This window comes from Sphingomonas sp. UYAg733 (genome assembly GCF_054057355.1).
Genome location: NZ_JBSRZE010000009.1, coordinates 1 through 17594, shown reverse-complemented (window position 1 = coordinate 17594; position 17594 = coordinate 1). Strand labels below are relative to the sequence as shown.

Here is a 17594-nt window from a genome sequence, read left to right as displayed (position 1 = left end):
GTTGCGGGGCTATCGTGCGCTCAGGGCCGACCGATTGCCGCGCGAATGACTGCTTCGAGCTCAGCCGCGTCTCTGGCCCGCGCGAAGCTGTGCGACCCGGTATCGATGACATGGCTCTGCGGTGCCCAGCCGCTTTGACGACAGGCATCGGCAAAGGCGATGGCAGTCGCATCCTGCCTGGCCAGAACGAAGGTGACGCTATCGGTATGACCGCTAAGCGCCGCCCGGACCCGCGCGGCCAGGCTATCGGAATCTTGATTGCTGGTCTTCGAAGCCTTCATCAGGCCTTTGAATAGTTTTCGTAAATTAACGCCACCGCGAATCAGCCTTAGCCAGGTCGAAGGATCGCGCAGCCGTTCGGCATAGCGCGCGCGGATCGCCGCGGCTGGGGGCAGCTCGTCGTCGGTGCCGTCCTCGATCACCCAGGGGTTGGCCAGAATCAGCGGCTCGATCTCGGCACCGCGATGGAACAGCGCGAGTGACGTCGCGGCGTCGCAATTGCCGAAGGCGGCGAGGCGGGTAAGGTGTGGGGCAGCCGCTCGAAACGCTATGGCGGCCGCTTTGATGTCGTCAGCCGACTCTGCAAAACCGCCATTCTCCCCGGTGGAGTCGCCGATGCCGCGTCGGTCATAACGAAAGACCGGCGTCCCCGCGCTGGCGAGGGATTTGGCGAGCGACGCCATGCCGCGGTGCGCGCCGATACGGATCTCGTTGCCGCCGGATACGATGAGCAACCCCGTCGTCCCCGGCGCTTCGTCGAGGGTGCCCATCAGCGTCTCGCCGGCACAGGGGAAGGAGACTATGCGGCGCATGTCTTGATCCAGGCGGCGATATCGTCCGCCAGCATCGTTGCCAGCACTGCATCGTTGTCGGGTTCGGCGCGGCGCCATAGTGGCGCTCCTGCTATTTTCATATCGGCTGGTTGCGGGTCGGTCTGCAGGCGCAGCGAGCGCAGCGGGCCGATGATCGACGGCACGGCGCGATCGAGATCGGCGAGAAAATCGCGGCTGATCAAATTGCCGGCGAGTTCCACCGGTGGGCCAGGCGCGCTTATCGCCGCTGCATCGAAAGCTTCGCCATCCTGTCTGGCGGCGGCGAGGCGGGTGCGGAGCATCTCGCGGACCAGCGCCGCACCGGTCGCGGGTGCGAAGTGCCATCGACTGGAAAGATCGGCCTTATCATCGAGCAACGTGCCGCCGCGCACCGCGATGCCATGGACCGGGCCATGATCGCGCAGCTTTGCTGCAGCGGATGAAAATGCTTCATGCCAGTCGGTCAGGGATAGTTGTTCAGTCTCGATGAGACTCTCGCCGCTTCCGGGAAGATCGGGCAGGGCACCGGCGATGCCGCGCTCCGCCAGGCCGCGCAGGATCGCGACCATGAAGGCGCGGGTGCGGTTCGCTTCCTCGAACAACGGCATCGCCGCGATCACTACCGGACCGGTCGCGGGGCCGAAGCGAACCATTGCCTCACGTCCGCCGGACCAGTCGTAATGGTCGATCACCCGCTGATACTCATCTTTGGGCCTTGGCTGTGGCGAAGCGGACCAGCGCACCGAACGTCTCGAGCATTTCGCCATCGACCTCGTCATCCTCGATCAGGATCCCGAGCCGTTCCTCGATCTCCGTGAGCAGGCCGGCAACGGCCATCGAATCGAGTTCAGGCAGCGCGCCGAACAATGGCGTTTCGCTGCGAAAGGCGTTCACGCGCTCGTCACTTAGGCCGAGTACGTCACGCAAGACTGCGCGGACAGTCGCTTCGATCTGGTTGGTGTCATCAGGAAGCACTGCGGACCCTTGTTTTCCCCTGTGATGGAGCCGCCGTTAGAGAATGCGACGGACAATGCCAAGGGCAGGTGCACGGGCCGCTTGGCAGCGCGGCGAGGGAGGCTATCAAGGGCGGATGATCGCCCTTGACCCCATGCCGCACCCGATCGACCTGCTGCCGTTGCGCGGGGCGTCGGACGACATCGCCCTGATCGATCGGGCAGGTGCGCTCGATTTCGCCGGGTTGGAGCTGTTGACCGGCCAAGTCGCTGCCTGGCTCGCCGCGCAGGACTTCGCACCGGGCGCCCGGATTGCGAGCTGGTTGCCAAAGACACGCTTTGCCTGTGTCCTGCCGCTGGCCGTGCCGCGTGCCGGCCTGGTGCATGTACCGGTCAATCCGATGCTCAAGCGCGCCCAGGTCGCGCATATTCTGGCGGACAGCGGTGCTGCGCTGCTCGTGTCCCAGTCCGCACGCGTCGGCACGCTGGAGGCCGGCGATGTGCCGGCCGGCTGCCGGTCGGCACTCGAGCATGAAGTGGAATCGACTGACGTCATGCCGCCATCATCGGCCGATCCCGATGCGCTGGCGGCCATTTTGTACACCTCGGGATCGACCGGGCGACCCAAGGGCGTGATGCTGAGCCATGCCAATCTCTGGCTCGGCGCGATCTCGGTCGCGCATTATCTCAAATTGATGCCGGACGATCGCGTGCTCGGCGTGTTGCCGCTGAGTTTCGATTATGGGCAGAACCAGCTTTTCTCGACCTGGGCAGCCGGGGCGAGCTATGCGCCGCTCGACTATCTCACGGCGCGCGACGTGGTGAAGGCGATCGACCGGTTCGAAGCGACAACGCTGGCCGGCGTGCCGCCTTTATGGGTGCAGTTGCTCGACGCGGAATGGCCGATCGAGACGGCGGCCCGGCTGAAGCGACTGACCAACTCGGGCGGGGCGCTGACGCCGCGCATGATTCGCGGTTTGCGCGAGCGGTTTCACCGGGCGGATCTCTATGCGATGTATGGCCTTACCGAAGCCTTTCGCTCCACCTATCTCAACCCCGCGCTGGTCGATGCGCATCCCGATGCGATGGGCAGGGCGATCCCCTTTGCCGAGGTCATGGCGGTGCGCACCGATGGCACCCGTGCTGCGTCTGGCGAGCCCGGCGAACTCGTCCATGCCGGCCCGCTGGTGGCGCAAGGATATTGGCTGGATGCCAAACGGACGGCGCTGCGTTTCCGGCCCGCGCCGGATTGGGCGATTTCGGGCGGTAACGCCGTATGGTCCGGCGACACGGTGATCGAAGGCGCGGACGGCCTGTTCCGCTTCGTCGGGCGTGACGACGAGATGATCAAATCGGCGGGCAACCGGATCAGTCCGACCGAGATCGAGGAAGCGGTGCTGTCGGGTGGCGAGGCGGCCGAGGCGGTGGCGCTGGGCGTGGCGGATGCGCGGCTCGGCCAGGCGATCACCGTCATCGCGCGTGCGATCGGTGATGCGGGTGAGGCCGAAACCAGGTTGCGTGAAAGGCTGCGGCGCGATTTGCCCAGCTTCATGCAGCCGACGCGTTATGAATGGCGCACCGCGCTGCCGAGAAATGCCAATGGCAAGCTCGATCGCGCGGCGTTGAAGACGGAGGTGACGTCATGAAGCCGATGGGCGCTATTCCGCCGGAATTCCAGGGCACTGGCCCCTTGATCATCGCCGGCCGCAGTGCTGCCGAATGGATAGAGACCGCAGGAAGCAGCCCGGTGTTCGTCTATGACGCCGCCATTGCCGCGGCCCGTGTTGAACGGTTCCGCGCGGCGATGCCCAAAGGGGTCGATCTCCATTATGCAATCAAGGCCAATCCGGCACCGCCAATGATCGCCGCGCTGGCGCGGCTGGTCGACGGTCTGGATGTGGCGTCGGGTGGAGAATTGTCACTCGCGCTGGCGGAAATGCCGGCCGGCCGCATCAGTTTCGCCGGGCCGGGCAAGCGCGATGCGGAAATCGAGGCGGCGATCGTTGCCGGGGCCACGATCAACCTGGAATCCGAGGGCGAGGCAGAGCGTGCGATCGCGGCGGGTCAGCGGCTTTGCACCACGCCGCGTCTCGCCGTGCGGGTGAACCCCGACATGGAATTGCGCGGATCGGGCATGAAGATGGGCGGGCGCGCCTCGCCGTTCGGTATCGATGCCGATCGCGTGCCGGCGCTGGTCAAACGGATCATCGCGGCAGGTGCGGATTGGCGGGGTTTTCATATTTTCGCCGGTTCACAGGCGCTGAGCGCCGAGGCGATCATCGAGACGCAGGCGGAAACGCTGGCACTGGCCGGGCGCATGGCGGATGCGATTGGCGTCATGCCGCCGCTGGTCAATCTCGGCGGAGGTTTCGGCGTTCCCTATTTCCCCGCCGACGTCGCGCTGGACGTCGAGGCGGTCGGTGTCGCGCTTGCCGAGCGACTTGCGGAACGCGCCGGATCGCTTGCCGATACGCGTTTCGCGATTGAGCTGGGGCGCTGGCTGGTCGGTGAATGCGGCGTATATCTGACTCGCGTGATCGACCGAAAGGAGAGCCGTGGCGAGATCTTCCTGGTGGTCGATGGCGGGCTGCATCATCAACTCGCAGCGTCGGGCAATTTCGGCACGGTGGTGAAGCGCAACTACCCGGTCTCCGTCGCAACCGCCACCTATGACGCCCCCTCCGAGACGGTCAGCGTGGTCGGCTGCCTGTGCACGCCGCTCGACCGGCTCGCCGACCGTGTTACGCTGCCCGTGGCGCATCCCGGAGACATTATCGCGGTGTTCATGGCTGGCGCTTATGGTCTGACCGCAAGCCCGACGGCATTCCTCGGGCACCCGCAACCGGCGGAAATTACGGCCAACGCCGGGTAATCCTAACGCTATCTTTACCTCCTGCTCGCATAGCCTTCGATGTGGCCGTGCGCCTCGCCGGAATGACGTCACCGGTGATGAGTGTAGCGGCAGGAGATTTGTGCAATGCGTTTGTCTTCGTTTTCCAAGGGGTTCGCGATCGCCGGTATCGCCGGGACTATGCTCACGGGCTGCGTAGGCGGCGGTGGCCGTTCCGAATTGCCGCCCGCATCCTTCGTCGCGACGCAGGAGCAGCCGGGTGAGCAGTATGTCATCGGCCCACTCGATCAGCTCAACATCTTCGTGTGGCGCAATCCCGAATTGTCGTCGAAGGTCCAGGTGCGTCCCGATGGTCGCATCACCACGCCGCTGATTTCCGACATGCCGGCGGTCGGCAAGACTCCGGCGATGCTCGCCGACGACATGAAGATCGCGCTTGGCGAATATATCAAGGACCCGATCGTTTCGGTGATCGTGGAGAATTTTTCCGGCACGTTCAGCCAGCAGGTGCGCATCGTCGGCGCAACCGAAAAGCCGGCTTCGATCCCGTACCGCGCCAATATGACGCTGCTCGACGCGATGATCGCGGTCGGCGGCCTCAGCGAATATGCCGCCGGCAACAAGGCGCGGCTGGTGCGCTACGACCGCAGCACCGGCAAACAGGTCGAATATAACGTCAAGCTGTCGAGCCTGCTGAAGAGCGGCGATGCGAAGGCCAATGTCCGGCTTGAACCGGGCGACGTCATCATCATCCCCGAATCGATGTTCTGAAGGGCGCCCCAGGGTGAACGGACTCTATGACGAACTGCGGGTCGCGCTGCATGCGGTATGGACGCGGCGCTGGCTGGCGCTTGCGGTTGCCTGGGCAATCGCGATTGTCGGCTGGCTGGTGGTTTCGCAGATTCCCAACAGCTATGAATCGCGCGCTCGCGTGTTCGTGCAGATGCAGTCGATCCTGCCTTCAAAGGTCGGCATCACACAGATCGAGCAGCAAAAGGACGTCGATCGGGTTCGCCAGACGCTGACCTCCGCAATCAATCTGCAAAAGGTCGTGCGCGGCACCGACCTCGCCAATACCGTGTCGAACGACCGCGATATTGCGGATCGCGTCGCTGGCCTGCAGAGCGCGATCAAGGTGACTGCGCAGCAGGATAATCTGTTCGAGATCACCGCGACCGGCAGCAGCCCGAAGCTGACCCGAGCGATCGTGCAGAAGCTGATCGACATTTTCGTCGAGGAGAATCTCGCCGGCGACCGTGACGAGACGAGCCAGACCCTGCGCTTCCTCGATGCGCAACTCGAACAGCGCCAGAAGCAGTTGCAGGACGCCGAGGCGAAGAAGACCGATTTCCAGAACCGCTATCTCGGCTCGCTGCCGGGCACCGGATCGCTGACCGACCGGATGGGCGCGGCACGCACCCAGATGGCGCAGGTCGAAAGTGACCTTGCAGCGGCGCAGTCGGGCCTCGCCGCGGTGACCGGCCAGATGGCGGGTACGCCGCAGTCGATCGCCGGCGTCGGTGGCGCTGCGACGGCGGGGCCTGCACGGGCGCGCCTAAATGCCATTCAGGGTCAGATCGCTGAGGCACGTGGCCGCGGTTTTACCGACAATCACCCAGATATGATCGCGCTCCGTGGCCAGCTCGCGGCGGCTTCGGCCGCCGCGCGCAGCGAACCGGTCGGCGCTGCCGGGGGCGGGGGCTCGCCCAATCCGCTCTATCTCTCGCTGCGTTCGATGCAGGCCGACAAGCAGTCGCAGGTCGCTGCGCTGACCATGCGCAAGACGCAGCTTCAGGGTGATCTCGATACGATCAACGCGAAGCTCGCCGGCGATCCGGCGGTCGCCGCCGAGCAGGGTCAGATCGAGCGCAATTATGCGGTGCTCAAGGACCAGTATGACAAGATGCTGGCAGACCGCGAGGACATCAAGCTGCGCGGCCAGGCGCAGACCCAGACCGATGCGATCAAGTTCAGCGTGATCGATCCGCCAACGTCTCCGCGCGTGCCTAACGCGCCGAACCGGCCAATGCTGCTGACCGGCGCGCTGCTCGCCGGGATTTTCGGCGGGATCGGTGCGGCGTTCGCCATGGGCCAATTGCAGACGACGTTCGCTACGTCGGCACGGCTTGAGCGCGCCACCGGCATGCCGGTGATCGGCTCGATCGGCGAAATGGTGACCAAGGCGCAGATCGCCGCGCGGCGCCGCAAGTTGGCGTATTTCGGCGGCGGTTCGGCAGCGCTGGCCGTCGCTTATGTGGCGCTGCTCGGCGTTGAGATGGTTTCGCGGGGGATGGCGGCATGACCGAGGCACCCAGAATGAATCCGGGGAAGAGCCAGTCGTCGCTTCTGGAGCGTGCGGCGCAGATTTACGATTTCGATGCGCACCTGCGCGCACGCGATCTGGGCCTTCCGGTTCAGCTCACACCCGAGCAGGTCGTGCCGGAGCCGGCTGCCCCCGCGCCGCTCGAAGCGGCCCAGGAACCGGCGCCACAGTCGCCCCGTCAACGGGTGGAAACGCCTGCACCACGGTCGCGCCCGCGGCCCGGTGGTGCGTCGATCACGATCGACCGGGCGATGCTGTCGGAACGCGGCCTGCTCGTGCCCGGCGCCGCCATTGGTGCGCTGGCCGAGGAATTCCGCTTGGTGAAGCGGCAATTGCTGCTCACCGCGCGCACCGTGCGGGTACAGGCGGGCGATCGCTCGCGCGTCATCCTGGTCTGTTCGGCCAATGCCGGTGAGGGCAAGACCTATTGCGCGGTCAACCTGGCCATTTCGATGGCTGCGGAGCGTGATACCGAGGTGCTGTTGGTCGATGCCGATTTCGCCAAACCCGACGTGATGAACCGCCTCGGCGCCAGCGATGGTCCGGGCCTGCTCGATGTGCTCGCCGATCCGACGATCGAGGTCGAAAGCTGCGTCGTCGCGACCGACATTCCCCAGCTCAGCTTGTTGCCCTGCGGGACCAAGTCGAACACCGACACCGAATTGCTCGCCAGCGACCGCACCGCCGACCTGATCGCAAAGCTGCTCGCCGCCGATCCGCGCCGCATCATCATCTTCGATTCGCCGCCCGCACTGGCGGCGTCGCCCGCCGGCGTGCTCGCCACACAGGTCGGACAGGTGATGCTCGTGGTGCGTGCCGACAAGACGAACGAAGGCAATTTACGCGAAGCGGTCGTGCTGCTCGATGGTTGCGAACATATTCAACTGGTCCTGAACGCCGTGTCGTTCGCCCCCGGGGGTCGCCGTTTTGGTAGCTATTACGGGCAGGAGGACGCCAAGTGACGCGGGCCATCATCATCGCTGCAGCAGGCTTGGGCGCGCTCGTCGCGACCCCGGCTGTCGCGCGCGAAAAATCGATCGCTCCCTATATCGAGCTCGGTCAGGTGCTGACCGCCGATCTTAATGGCGGCGACGTGCTGACCTATTCGACGGTCGCGGCTGGGGTCGATGCATCGCTCCACAACCGCCGGGCTGAGGTGCAGGTCAGCTATCGCTACGAACGCCGGATCAGCTGGGATAAGGATGTCGGCGACGACGATATCCATAGTGGTCTTGCGCGCGCGGCGGTGAAGGTCGCGCCGGGCTTGAGCCTTGAAGGTGGCGCATTGGCGACGCGGGCGCGGTCCGATATTCGTGGCGCGGCGCCCACCGTGCTCGCCGGCAATGTCGACAATATCAGCCAGGTCTATTCGGCTTATGCCGGCCCCACTCTGTCGACCAACGTCGGCCCGGTCAGCGTCGGCGCAAGCTATCGCTTCGGCTACACCAAGGTCGAATCGCCGGGTCAGACGGGCGTTGCTCCGGGCAGACCCAGGCTCGACACGTATGACAGCTCGAAAAGCCATGTCGCGCAGGTCACGGCCGGTGTGAAGGCGGGCACGGTTCTGCCGGTCGGCGTGACCGTCAGCGCCGCCTATGAGCGTGAGGATGCCGGCCAGCTCGATCAGCGTTACGAGGGCAAATATGGCCGCGCAGACGTCGTGCTGCCGATCCTGCCGACGCTCGCGGTCACGGCGGGCGTGGGTTATGAGAAGATCGAGGTCAGCCAGCGCGACGCGCTGGTCGACGGCGCAGGCCAGCCGGTGGTCGATTCCAACGGTCGTTTCCGGACCGATCCGGCCTCGCCGCGTCGCATCGCCTATGAAACCGACGGCCTGATCTATGACGCCGGTGTTGTCTGGCGCCCCTCTGCTCGAACCACGCTCCAGGCGCGCGTCGGCAAGCGTTATGGCGGCACGACCTACACCGGATCGTTCAGCTATGCGGCGACGCGGTCGCTTGGCCTGCAGGTCGGCGTTTACGACAGCGTCGATACGTTCGGGCGTCAATTGCGCAACGGTATCGCCAACCTGCCGACGAGCTTCATCGATCAGCGCGATTCGTTCGGCCAGCAATTCGCCGGCTGCACCTTCGGCACATCGAGTGACGCGACCGGTGGCTGCCTCAACGACGTGTTCCAGTCGATCGCCACCGCGAGCTACCGTGCGCGCGGCATCGATGGCGTGATCTCGGCCAATCGCGGCCCGCTCAGCTTTGGTGTCGGCGCGGGTTATGCCAATCGCCGCTTTTTCGCGCCGCCCACTTCTGGCTTCACGATCAACGGCGTGACCGACGAGAGCTATTATGCCCAGGCATTCGTGTCCGCATCGCTCGACCAGAATTCGGGCATCAGTGGCAACGTCTTCGCCAATTATTTCCAGAGCGGAATCGGCGCGACACCGGGCATTTTCTCTACCGGTGCAACGGGGCTATACTATCGCAACTTCGGGCGCATCGGCACGACAGTGTCCGCCGGGATCTATTCGTTCAGCCAGGATGGTGCGGACGATCAGTATTCTGCGCAGGCACAGCTTGGTGTGCGGTATCAATTCTGAAACGTGTAGACCTTAATCCGGTTGGCACAGGATGGTGACGATGTACGACGACCATTATGAATTGAGCGGCCGACCGTTCCAGCTGACGCCAGATCCGCGTTTCTGGTTCGACACCGCGACGCACCGCAAGGCGATGGCCTATCTCGGCTATGGCCTCAGCCAGGGCGAGGGCTTCATCGTCATCACGGGCGATGTCGGCGCGGGCAAAACGACGCTTGTCGGCCATCTGATGGCGACGGTCGATCGTGAACGGCTCAACATCATCAAGATCGTCTCGACACAGATCGAGGCCGACGATCTGTTGCGCATGGTCGCGGGTGGGCTCGACATCGATACAGCCGGCCTGAACAAGTCGCAGCTGCTCACCGCAATCGAACGCGGCCTGCACGCCACTGCGCGCGCCGGGCGGCGCACGCTGTTGATCGTCGACGAAGCGCAGGCTTTGCCGGTGTCGGCGCTCGAAGAATTGCGCATGCTGTCGAACTTCCAGGCCGGCGGTCATGCCATCCTGCAGATATTCCTGCTCGGTCAGCCCGAGTTTCGCGAGCGGCTGCACGGCTCCGACCGGCTCGAACAGCTCCGCCAGCGCGTCATCGCGATGCATCACCTCGACCCGATGGGGCCAGAGGAAGTCGAACCATATATGGTTCACCGCCTATCTGTCGTCGGATGGCAGGGTCGCCCCTACTTCACCCCCGATGCGTTCCACGCGCTGTATCACGGGTCGGACGGCGTGCCGCGCCGGTTGAACCAGCTCGCTGGTCGCGTGCTGTTATTCGGCGCAATCGAGCAGCTCGATACGATCGACGCGCGCGTTGTGGAGGCGGTGCTTGCCGATATCGCGGGCGATTCTCCGGTGCCGAAGCCGGTGTTGCAGCGGTCGACACCGCCGCAGGCTCAGCCCTTCGTTCAAGCCGAGCCCGAGTCGATCGGAACCGACGGCCCGATGCCGATCGTCCACACGCCGCCACCAAGCGCGCCGCGTCCGATCCGCGTGGTGCGTGAATCCGACGCGCCCTCGGCCGACGCTTTCGACGAACAGCCATTGCCCGATGACGAGCTGTTCAATGACGACCAGACGCCGACCATCGACGATCAGGCGCAGCCGATTGACGATCGAGCGCTGCCTGTTGTCGATCAGGTGCTGCTGGATCGCATCGCGGCTTTGGAAGAGCGGGTCGAGGAGCAGGAGGTCGCGTTGCGGCGTGTCCTGACCCTGTTGGTCGATTGGGTTGAGGGTGAGGCACGCCCCGACGCCGAGTCCGTCCGTCACGCCGCCGGCCAGTAACGGCCGATGCGCCACGCGCTCTCCGTCGATGTCGAGGACTGGTTCCAGGTCGGTGCCTTCGAAAAGGTTATCGACAAGGCCGACTGGGATTCGCTCGAGACCCGGGTCGAACGCAATACCGATGCCGTACTCGCGCTGTTCGGCGAAACTGGGGTCAAGGCGACCTTCTTCACGCTGGGCTGGGTCGCCCATCGCTATCCGGCGCTGATCCGGCGGATCGTTGATGCGGGGCACGAAGTCGCCAGCCACGGCTGGGACCATGACCGTGTCTTCAGCATGGATGCGCCGACTTTCCGCGCAGATCTGGCGCGTGCGCGCAAGACGCTTGAGGATGCGAGCGGGGTCGCCGTCACGGGGTACCGCGCGCCAAGCTTTTCAATCGATAAGCGGACGCCCTGGGCACACGCCGAACTGGCTGAGGCCGGCTACACCTATTCGTCGAGCGTCGCACCGCTGCGGCACGATCATTATGGCTGGCCCGAAGCGCCGCGCTACGCCTTTCGACCGCTGGCGGATTCGGACCTGGTCGAAGTGCCGGTCACGGTCGCGCAGCTCGGCAACCGCAAGATCGCGACCGGTGGCGGATTCTTCCGCTTGTTCCCCGGTGCGCTGACTGATTTCGCGGTGCGCCAGGTGGCGGGCGAAGGGCAACCGGCGGTATTCTACTTTCACCCGTGGGAGATCGACCCAGGCCAGCCGCGCGTCGCCAACGCGCCGGTTAAATCGAAGCTGCGCCATTATAGCCGGCTCGGCGCGATGGCTGGCAAGCTGCGCACGCTGATCGGTCGTCACGATTGGGGCCGGATGGATGCGGTGGTCGCCGCGGCGCGGCGCGGCCTGGCGTGAACATGGCGTTGATCTCGACGCCGCTTGCTGTGCGTGCGGTTGATCCAGGCGACGTCGATGAACGCGCACGGATCGCCGCCTATGTCCGGGGGCATGCCGGCGCGACGCCATTCCATCTGCCGGAATGGAGCATTGCCGTCGCACGCGGCTGCAGGCAGCGCGCGCATGGCCTCATCGCGGAAAAGGCCGATGGCTCGATCGCCGGTTATGTGCCGCTGACCGAGGTGAGTTCGCCCCTGTTCGGACGCGCGCTGGTGTCGAACGGTTTTGCCGTCGGTGGCGGCATCCTGGCCGATAGCGACGCGGCGATAGAAAGCTTGAGTGAGGCGGCATGGGCGCTCGCTCAGAGGTTGAATTGTCCCACACTCGAATTGCGCGGGCCCGATCCGGCCGGCCCCGATTGGGTGGTCGATACCGACACCTATCTCGGCTTCGCCCGCGACCTCGCCGCCGATGACGAAGCCGAACTGCTCGCCATCCCGCGCAAGCAGCGCGCCGAGGTGCGCAAGTCGCTCGATCTCGACCTGCAGGTGACAATCGGCTCCGGCAAGGCCGACCAAGCGGCGCATTATGCGGTCTATGCCGAATCGGTGCGCAATCTCGGTACGCCGGTCTTCCCCGCGCGGCTGTTTCGCGAGGCGCTCAAGGAGTTTGGCGACGCCGCCGACATCCTGACCGTGCGTTCGGGCGGCAAGCCGGTGGCGAGCGTGCTGAGCCTCTATTTCAACGGCATTGTCTATCCCTATTGGGGTGGTGGCACCGCGGCGGCACGGGCGTTGCGCGCCAATGACCGGATGTATTTCGCGCTTATGGGTCATGCTCGTGCGAAGGGCTGCACGGCGTTCGATTTCGGCCGTTCCAAAGCCGGAACCGGCCCCGCCGCGTTCAAGAAGAACTGGGGTTTTCCGGGCGTCCCTTTGATGTATGTTAAGCGCGCCGCGTCTGAGGGGGCGTTTCGCGAAATCAATCCACTGAACCCGCGCTATCGGCTCAAGATCGAGGTGTGGAAAAAGCTGCCGCTTTGGGTCGCGAACCTGGTCGGACCGCATATCTCCAGGGGGCTTGGTTGATGGGCGACATCCTGTTCCTGGCGCATCGCGTGCCATATCCGCCCGATCGCGGCGACAAGATCCGTGGCTTTCACATCCTGAAGTTTCTGGCGGCACGAAAACGCATCCATCTGATCGCCTTCGCCGACGATGCGCGCGATATGAAGGGCAAGAGCGGCCTGTCGAAATATACCGGCAACCGCTCGATCGTGTGGCGTTCGAAATCGCGCCTGGTCGCGGCGGCGCAGGCATTGGTCGGGCGCAAGCCTGTATCGCTGACCGCGTTCGGTAACCGCCCGTTACGAGAAGCGGTCGACAATATCCTCGCGCGCCACTCGATCGACACGATCTACGTCTTTTCCAGCCAGATGGCGCAGTATCTGCCGGCCAGTTCGCGGTCCAACCCGCGGTTGCGCGTGATCATGGATTTCGTCGACATGGATTCGGCCAAATTCGCGTCCTACGCCAGGCAATCGCGCGGGCCGATGGCGTGGATGATGCGGCGTGAGGGGCGGTTGCTCCAGGCATTTGAAAGGAGCGTCGCCAAACATGCCACGGCGAGCCTGTTCGTCAGCGACGCTGAGGCGGCGCTGTTCCGCGAAAAAACCGGTGCCGAGCGTGTCTTCGCGGTCGAGAACGGCATCGATACCGAATTCTTCGATCCCACCGCGAGCTTCAGGCGGATCGACACGACCGGCGCGCTGATCGTCTTCACCGGCCAGATGGATTACCGCCCCAATATCGAGGCGGTGACTTGGTTCGTCGAGAGCATCCTGCCGCATATCCACCTCGAACATCCTCAGGCGCGCTTCGCCATTGTCGGCCGTCAGCCGACCGACGCGGTCAAGGCATTGGCCAAGCAGCCGGGCGTGATCGTCACCGGCGAGGTCGCCGATGTGCGCGGCTGGATCGCCGCCGCGTCGGTCGTCGTCGCGCCGCTGAAAATGGCGCGTGGCATCCAGAACAAGATACTCGAGGCGATGGCGATGGCGCGTCCGGTGGTCGCATCGGTCGCCGCCGCCGCCGGCATCGATCACAAGGATACGATCCGCATCGGCGAGACCGTCGGCGAGTTCGCCGAACAGGTCAACGCGCTGCTCGACAACCCATCTGGTGCCGCCGCCCTTGGGCAGGCGGCGCGTGCGCAGGTGCAAGGCCGCTATAGTTGGGAGGCGCGGTTGGCGCCGCTCGACGCGATCATGGGGCTCCGCGTCAAGGAACCTTCGCGCCGGTCTGCCGCATGACGATCGCCATTCCCTCATCGGCGTTCGACACGGCAACTCCCCCGGCCGCAATATGGCGGCGGCACTCGCTGATCCTGACCGGTGTCACACTGGCCCTGTTGCTGCTCTTCCGCGCGGATGCCGGTGATCTGGCGAGGATCTGGTGGACCAGCACCACCTTTGGGCATTGCCTGTTCATCGCGCCGGTCCTGGCCTGGCTGGTGTGGCAGCGCCGCCCGCAATTGCTGCGCGTTCGCCCCGTCGCATGGTGGCCGGGGCTTGTTCTGGTCGCGGCGGGTGGTTTTGGATGGCTGCTCGGCGATGCGTCGGGCGTCGCGCTGGCGCGGCATCTCGGGCTGGTGATGATGCTGCAGGGCGCGGTGGTGACGGTGCTTGGCCCGAATGTCGCGCGCGCGCTGATCTTCCCGCTTTGTTACGCCTTTTTCCTTGTGCCTTTCGGCGAGGGGTTGGAGCCGATGCTGCAGGATGTGACGGTGGCGATGACCATGCCGCTGCTCCATCTGTTTGGCGTGCCTGCGCAGGTCGATGGCGTGCTGATCACCATTCCCAATGGTTATTTCGAAGTCGCCGAAGCCTGTTCGGGCGCGAAGTTCGTCATCGCGATGGTCGCTTATGGCGCGCTGGTCGCCAATGTCTGCTTCGTCAGCTGGGCCCGCCGCGCCGCGTTCATGGCGGTCGCGATGATCGTGCCGGTGATCGCCAACGGTCTGCGCGCGTTCGGAACGATCTATGCCGCGCACCTGACGTCGGTCGAGCAGGCCACGGGCATGGATCATATCGTTTATGGCTGGGTGTTTTTCGGATTGGTCATGGCCGCGGTGATCGCGATCGGCTGGCGCTGGTTCGATCGTGCGCCTGACGATCCCGTATTCGATCCCGCCGCATTACAGGCTGAGCCGAAGCGGCGGATCGATCCACTGCTGGCGGGCGCGCTGGTGCTGACGATCGCGGCGATATTCCCGGCCTGGTCGGGCGCGGTCGCCGGGCGTGCGCAGGCGCTGCCGAACGTGATCTCGCTGCCCGATGTGCCGGGCTGGCAGCGCACCGATATGAGTGCGCGCGCAGCCTGGGCGCCTTATTATCCCGGCGCCGATCATTTCCTGATCGGGCGCTATAGCGATGGACGCGGCGCGTCGGTCGATCTCGCGATCGCTGTGTTCGGCAGCCAGCGTGAGGGTAAGGAGCTCGTGTCGTTCGGCACCGGCGTGTTGCGCCAGGATGATATCTGGGTGCGGATCGACGATCTGCCCGATCTGGCCGGGGGGGCAGCAATGCGCATCACCGCGCCGGGCCCGGTCGAGCGCCAGGTGGTGACCTGGTACCGCGTCGGCGACGTGCTGACGCACAGCGACAAGATGGTGAAGCTGGCGACGTTACAGGCGAAACTGCTCGGCGGGCCGCAACGCGCGGTCGCGGTGCATGTCTCGGCTGAGGTCGTGCCCGGTGTGGATGCGCGCGCAACGATCGAACGCTTCACGCGGGCGCTGGGGCCGATCGACAAGCTGGCGGATCGCGCGGCGGGGATGTGAAAGACTTCACTGGATGTCGTCATACTAAACTTGTTTCAGGATCCAGGTGCGGTCATTAGCCACATTGGTACCGTCCGTGAGGTGGATGACCGCCTGGATGCGGAAACAAGTTCAGTATGACGGAGTCCTTTGGACGGCTGGAGAGAAACCAAAACATGTGCGGCATCGCCGGTCTCTATTACCCCGCTATGCCCAAGCCGGTTGACCCTGCGCGTATTCAGGCGATGGCGGACGCACAGGCGCATCGCGGACCTGACGCGGCGGGTGTATGGACCGCGCCCGGCGTGGGGCTGGGTCACCGACGCCTCGCGATCATCGATCTGACCGAAGGCGGCGCACAGCCGATGGCGAACGCCGACGGCGCGCTGACCGTGACGTACAACGGCGAAATCTATAATTTCATGGAGGTCCGCGCCGAGCTCGAGGCGATCGGCGCGGTGTTCAAATCGGAGAGCGATACAGAGGTATTGCTCCATGGCTGGACCGCTTGGGGCCCGGCAATGCTCGACCGGCTCAATGGCATGTTTGCCTTCGCGCTGCACGATTCTCGGCGGCAATGCCTGTTCATGGCACGCGACCGGCTCGGGGTTAAACCGCTCCATTATGTCGAACTTTCCGATGGCGGCCTGGCCTTTGCCTCGGAACTCAAAGGCTTGCTGGCACATCCTTTGTTACGGCGCGAACCCGATATCCGCGCCGTCGAGGATTATATGGCGTTCGGTTATGTGCCCGACGACGCCTGTCTGGTCGCCGGTGTGAAAAAACTGCCCGCCGGTCATTCGCTGCTGATCGAGCGCGGCAAATCAATACCCGCGCCGTCGCGCTGGTGGGGCGTGGATTTCTCGCGCCGGGCCAGCGGCTCGGTCAAGGCGTTGGAAGAGGAACTGGTCTCGCGGATGCGCGATGCGGTGCGCTCGCGGCTGGTGTCCGACGTGCCGCTCGGCGCTTTCCTGTCGGGCGGGGTCGATAGCTCGGCGGTCGTCGCGCTGATGGCAGAGGCGTCGTCCAAGGCGGTCAGGACATGCACCATCGGCTTCGACGAAGCGGGCCATGACGAGCGCGCCTATGCCCGCCAGATCGCTCAGCGTTTCGCCACCGATCACCGCGAGCGCGTCGTCGCGGCGGACGATTTCGCGCTGATCGACACATTGGTCGCGGCGTTCGACGAGCCGTTCGCCGATGCCTCGGCTCTGGCCACCTATCGGGTGTGCGAACTCGCGCGCGAGAACGTGACGGTGGCGCTGTCGGGTGACGGCGCGGACGAGGCGCTTGCCGGGTATCGGCGTTACAAATTCCAGGCGGCGGAGGAGCGGGTGAGGGCGCTGCTTCCCGCATCGATGCGTGCCGGCGTGTTCGGCAAACTTGGCGGCATCTATCCCAAGGCGGACTGGGCGCCGCGCGCGTTTCGCGCCAGGACGACCCTGCTTGCGCTCGCCGAGGATGGTGCGGAGGCCTATGCGCGCTCGGTCGGTGTGACCACGCCCACGCTCCGGGCCATGCTCTTCTCGGTCGAAGCGAAGCGGGCGCTCGGCGGGCACCGCGCCGAGGATCGTTATGTCCGCGCGATGCGCGACGCGCCGGCGCGCGATGCGATCGACCGCGCGCAATATGCCGATTTCCAGCACTGGCTGCCCGGCGACATCCTGACCAAGACCGACCGCACAAGTATGGCGGTCAGCCTCGAGGCGCGAGAGCCGCTGCTCGATTATCGCTTCATCGAATTCGCCGCGTCACTGCCGGTGTCGATGCGCCTGAGGGGCGGCCAGGGCAAATGGCTGATGAAGAAGGCGATGGAGCGCTATCTGCCCAAGGACATCCTCTACCGCCCTAAAATGGGCTTTGTGACGCCGATCAGCGCCTGGTTCCGCGGCCCGCTTGCCAGTGAAGCCGGAGCGTTGGCGAAATCGCGCGTGCTCGGCCAGATGTTCGACGCGCGCGCGATCGAGCGGATCGTCACCGAGCATCGCACCGGGCGTGCCGAGCATGGCCGGACGCTATGGCAATTGGTGATGCTCGAACGATCGATGCAGCGTCTGTTCGGCTGACTGCAGTCTAGTGGATTGATCGGAACGAAGGAGTCCGTTTTAGGATTCCCATGGCGGCTGCGGCATGCGACGTTGCGACATGCGCACTGGTATCACGATT

General features: G+C 64.9%; 15 protein-coding genes. 12 read left to right on the top strand and 3 right to left on the bottom strand.

The features are described 5' to 3' along the window. Positions 1-20: 20 nt before the first annotated feature. The 3 genes from ACVWZA_RS14995 to ACVWZA_RS14985 are packed head-to-tail and all read right to left on the bottom strand — an operon-like array spanning position 21 to position 1787. The gene (locus ACVWZA_RS14995; protein WP_457312063.1) at positions 21-812 is read right to left on the bottom strand and encodes a hydrolase 1, exosortase A system-associated; all 792 of its coding nucleotides are present in this window, start codon (positions 810-812) and stop codon (positions 21-23) included. Further along, positions 800-1504 carry a hypothetical protein gene (locus ACVWZA_RS14990; protein ID WP_457312062.1) on the bottom strand — a complete coding sequence of 235 codons (705 nt, stop codon included), beginning with the start codon at positions 1502-1504 and terminating at the stop codon, positions 800-802. The genes ACVWZA_RS14995 and ACVWZA_RS14990 overlap by 13 nt, the downstream gene beginning before the upstream one ends. 10 nt (positions 1505-1514) lie before the next feature. Next, positions 1515-1787, bottom strand: coding sequence for an acyl carrier protein (locus ACVWZA_RS14985; protein ID WP_457312061.1), 273 nt, complete (start codon positions 1785-1787; stop codon positions 1515-1517). Between the two features lie 115 nt (positions 1788-1902). Between ACVWZA_RS14985 and ACVWZA_RS14980 the strand changes: the two genes are divergently transcribed. The 12 genes from ACVWZA_RS14980 (at position 1903) to ACVWZA_RS14925 (ending at position 17494) form a co-directional block, all read left to right on the top strand. Continuing rightward, positions 1903-3411, top strand: coding sequence for an AMP-binding protein (locus ACVWZA_RS14980; protein ID WP_457312060.1), 1509 nt, complete (start codon positions 1903-1905; stop codon positions 3409-3411). Next, entirely contained in the window at positions 3408-4637 is a 1230-nt protein-coding gene (locus ACVWZA_RS14975) for a pyridoxal-dependent decarboxylase, exosortase A system-associated (protein ID WP_457312059.1), read from the top strand. Before ACVWZA_RS14980 ends, ACVWZA_RS14975 begins: the two co-directional genes overlap by 4 nt. A gap of 159 nt (positions 4638-4796) precedes the next feature. Beyond that, positions 4797-5387 carry an XrtA/PEP-CTERM system exopolysaccharide export protein gene (locus tag ACVWZA_RS14970; protein ID WP_457312177.1) on the top strand — a complete coding sequence of 197 codons (591 nt, stop codon included), beginning with the start codon at positions 4797-4799 and terminating at the stop codon, positions 5385-5387. A gap of 13 nt (positions 5388-5400) precedes the next feature. Next, positions 5401-6918, top strand: a complete 1518-nt coding sequence (locus tag ACVWZA_RS14965; RefSeq protein ID WP_457312058.1) for an XrtA system polysaccharide chain length determinant — start codon at positions 5401-5403, stop codon at positions 6916-6918. After that, a complete protein-coding gene (locus ACVWZA_RS14960) occupies positions 6915-7901 on the top strand; it encodes an AAA family ATPase (RefSeq protein WP_457312057.1) in 987 nt (328 codons plus the stop codon). Before ACVWZA_RS14965 ends, ACVWZA_RS14960 begins: the two co-directional genes overlap by 4 nt. Then, entirely contained in the window at positions 7898-9493 is a 1596-nt protein-coding gene (locus tag ACVWZA_RS14955; protein ID WP_457312056.1) for a hypothetical protein, read from the top strand. The genes ACVWZA_RS14960 and ACVWZA_RS14955 overlap by 4 nt, the downstream gene beginning before the upstream one ends. Positions 9494-9533: 40 nt before the next feature. Further along, positions 9534-10781 carry an AAA family ATPase gene (locus ACVWZA_RS14950; protein WP_457312055.1) on the top strand — a complete coding sequence of 416 codons (1248 nt, stop codon included), beginning with the start codon at positions 9534-9536 and terminating at the stop codon, positions 10779-10781. A gap of 6 nt (positions 10782-10787) precedes the next feature. Further along, entirely contained in the window at positions 10788-11627 is an 840-nt protein-coding gene (locus tag ACVWZA_RS14945) for an XrtA system polysaccharide deacetylase (protein ID WP_457312054.1), read from the top strand. 2 nt (positions 11628-11629) lie between these two features. Next, positions 11630-12697 carry a FemAB family XrtA/PEP-CTERM system-associated protein gene (locus ACVWZA_RS14940; protein ID WP_457312053.1) on the top strand — a complete coding sequence of 356 codons (1068 nt, stop codon included), beginning with the start codon at positions 11630-11632 and terminating at the stop codon, positions 12695-12697. Continuing rightward, a complete protein-coding gene (locus tag ACVWZA_RS14935; protein ID WP_457312052.1) occupies positions 12697-13920 on the top strand; it encodes a TIGR03087 family PEP-CTERM/XrtA system glycosyltransferase in 1224 nt (407 codons plus the stop codon). Before ACVWZA_RS14940 ends, ACVWZA_RS14935 begins: the two co-directional genes overlap by 1 nt. Next, a complete protein-coding gene (xrtA, locus tag ACVWZA_RS14930; protein ID WP_457312051.1) occupies positions 13917-15449 on the top strand; it encodes an exosortase A in 1533 nt (510 codons plus the stop codon). The genes ACVWZA_RS14935 and xrtA overlap by 4 nt, the downstream gene beginning before the upstream one ends. Before the next feature lie 155 nt (positions 15450-15604). Then, a complete protein-coding gene (locus tag ACVWZA_RS14925; protein ID WP_457312050.1) occupies positions 15605-17494 on the top strand; it encodes an XrtA/PEP-CTERM system amidotransferase in 1890 nt (629 codons plus the stop codon). Positions 17495-17594: the final 100 nt, after the last annotated feature.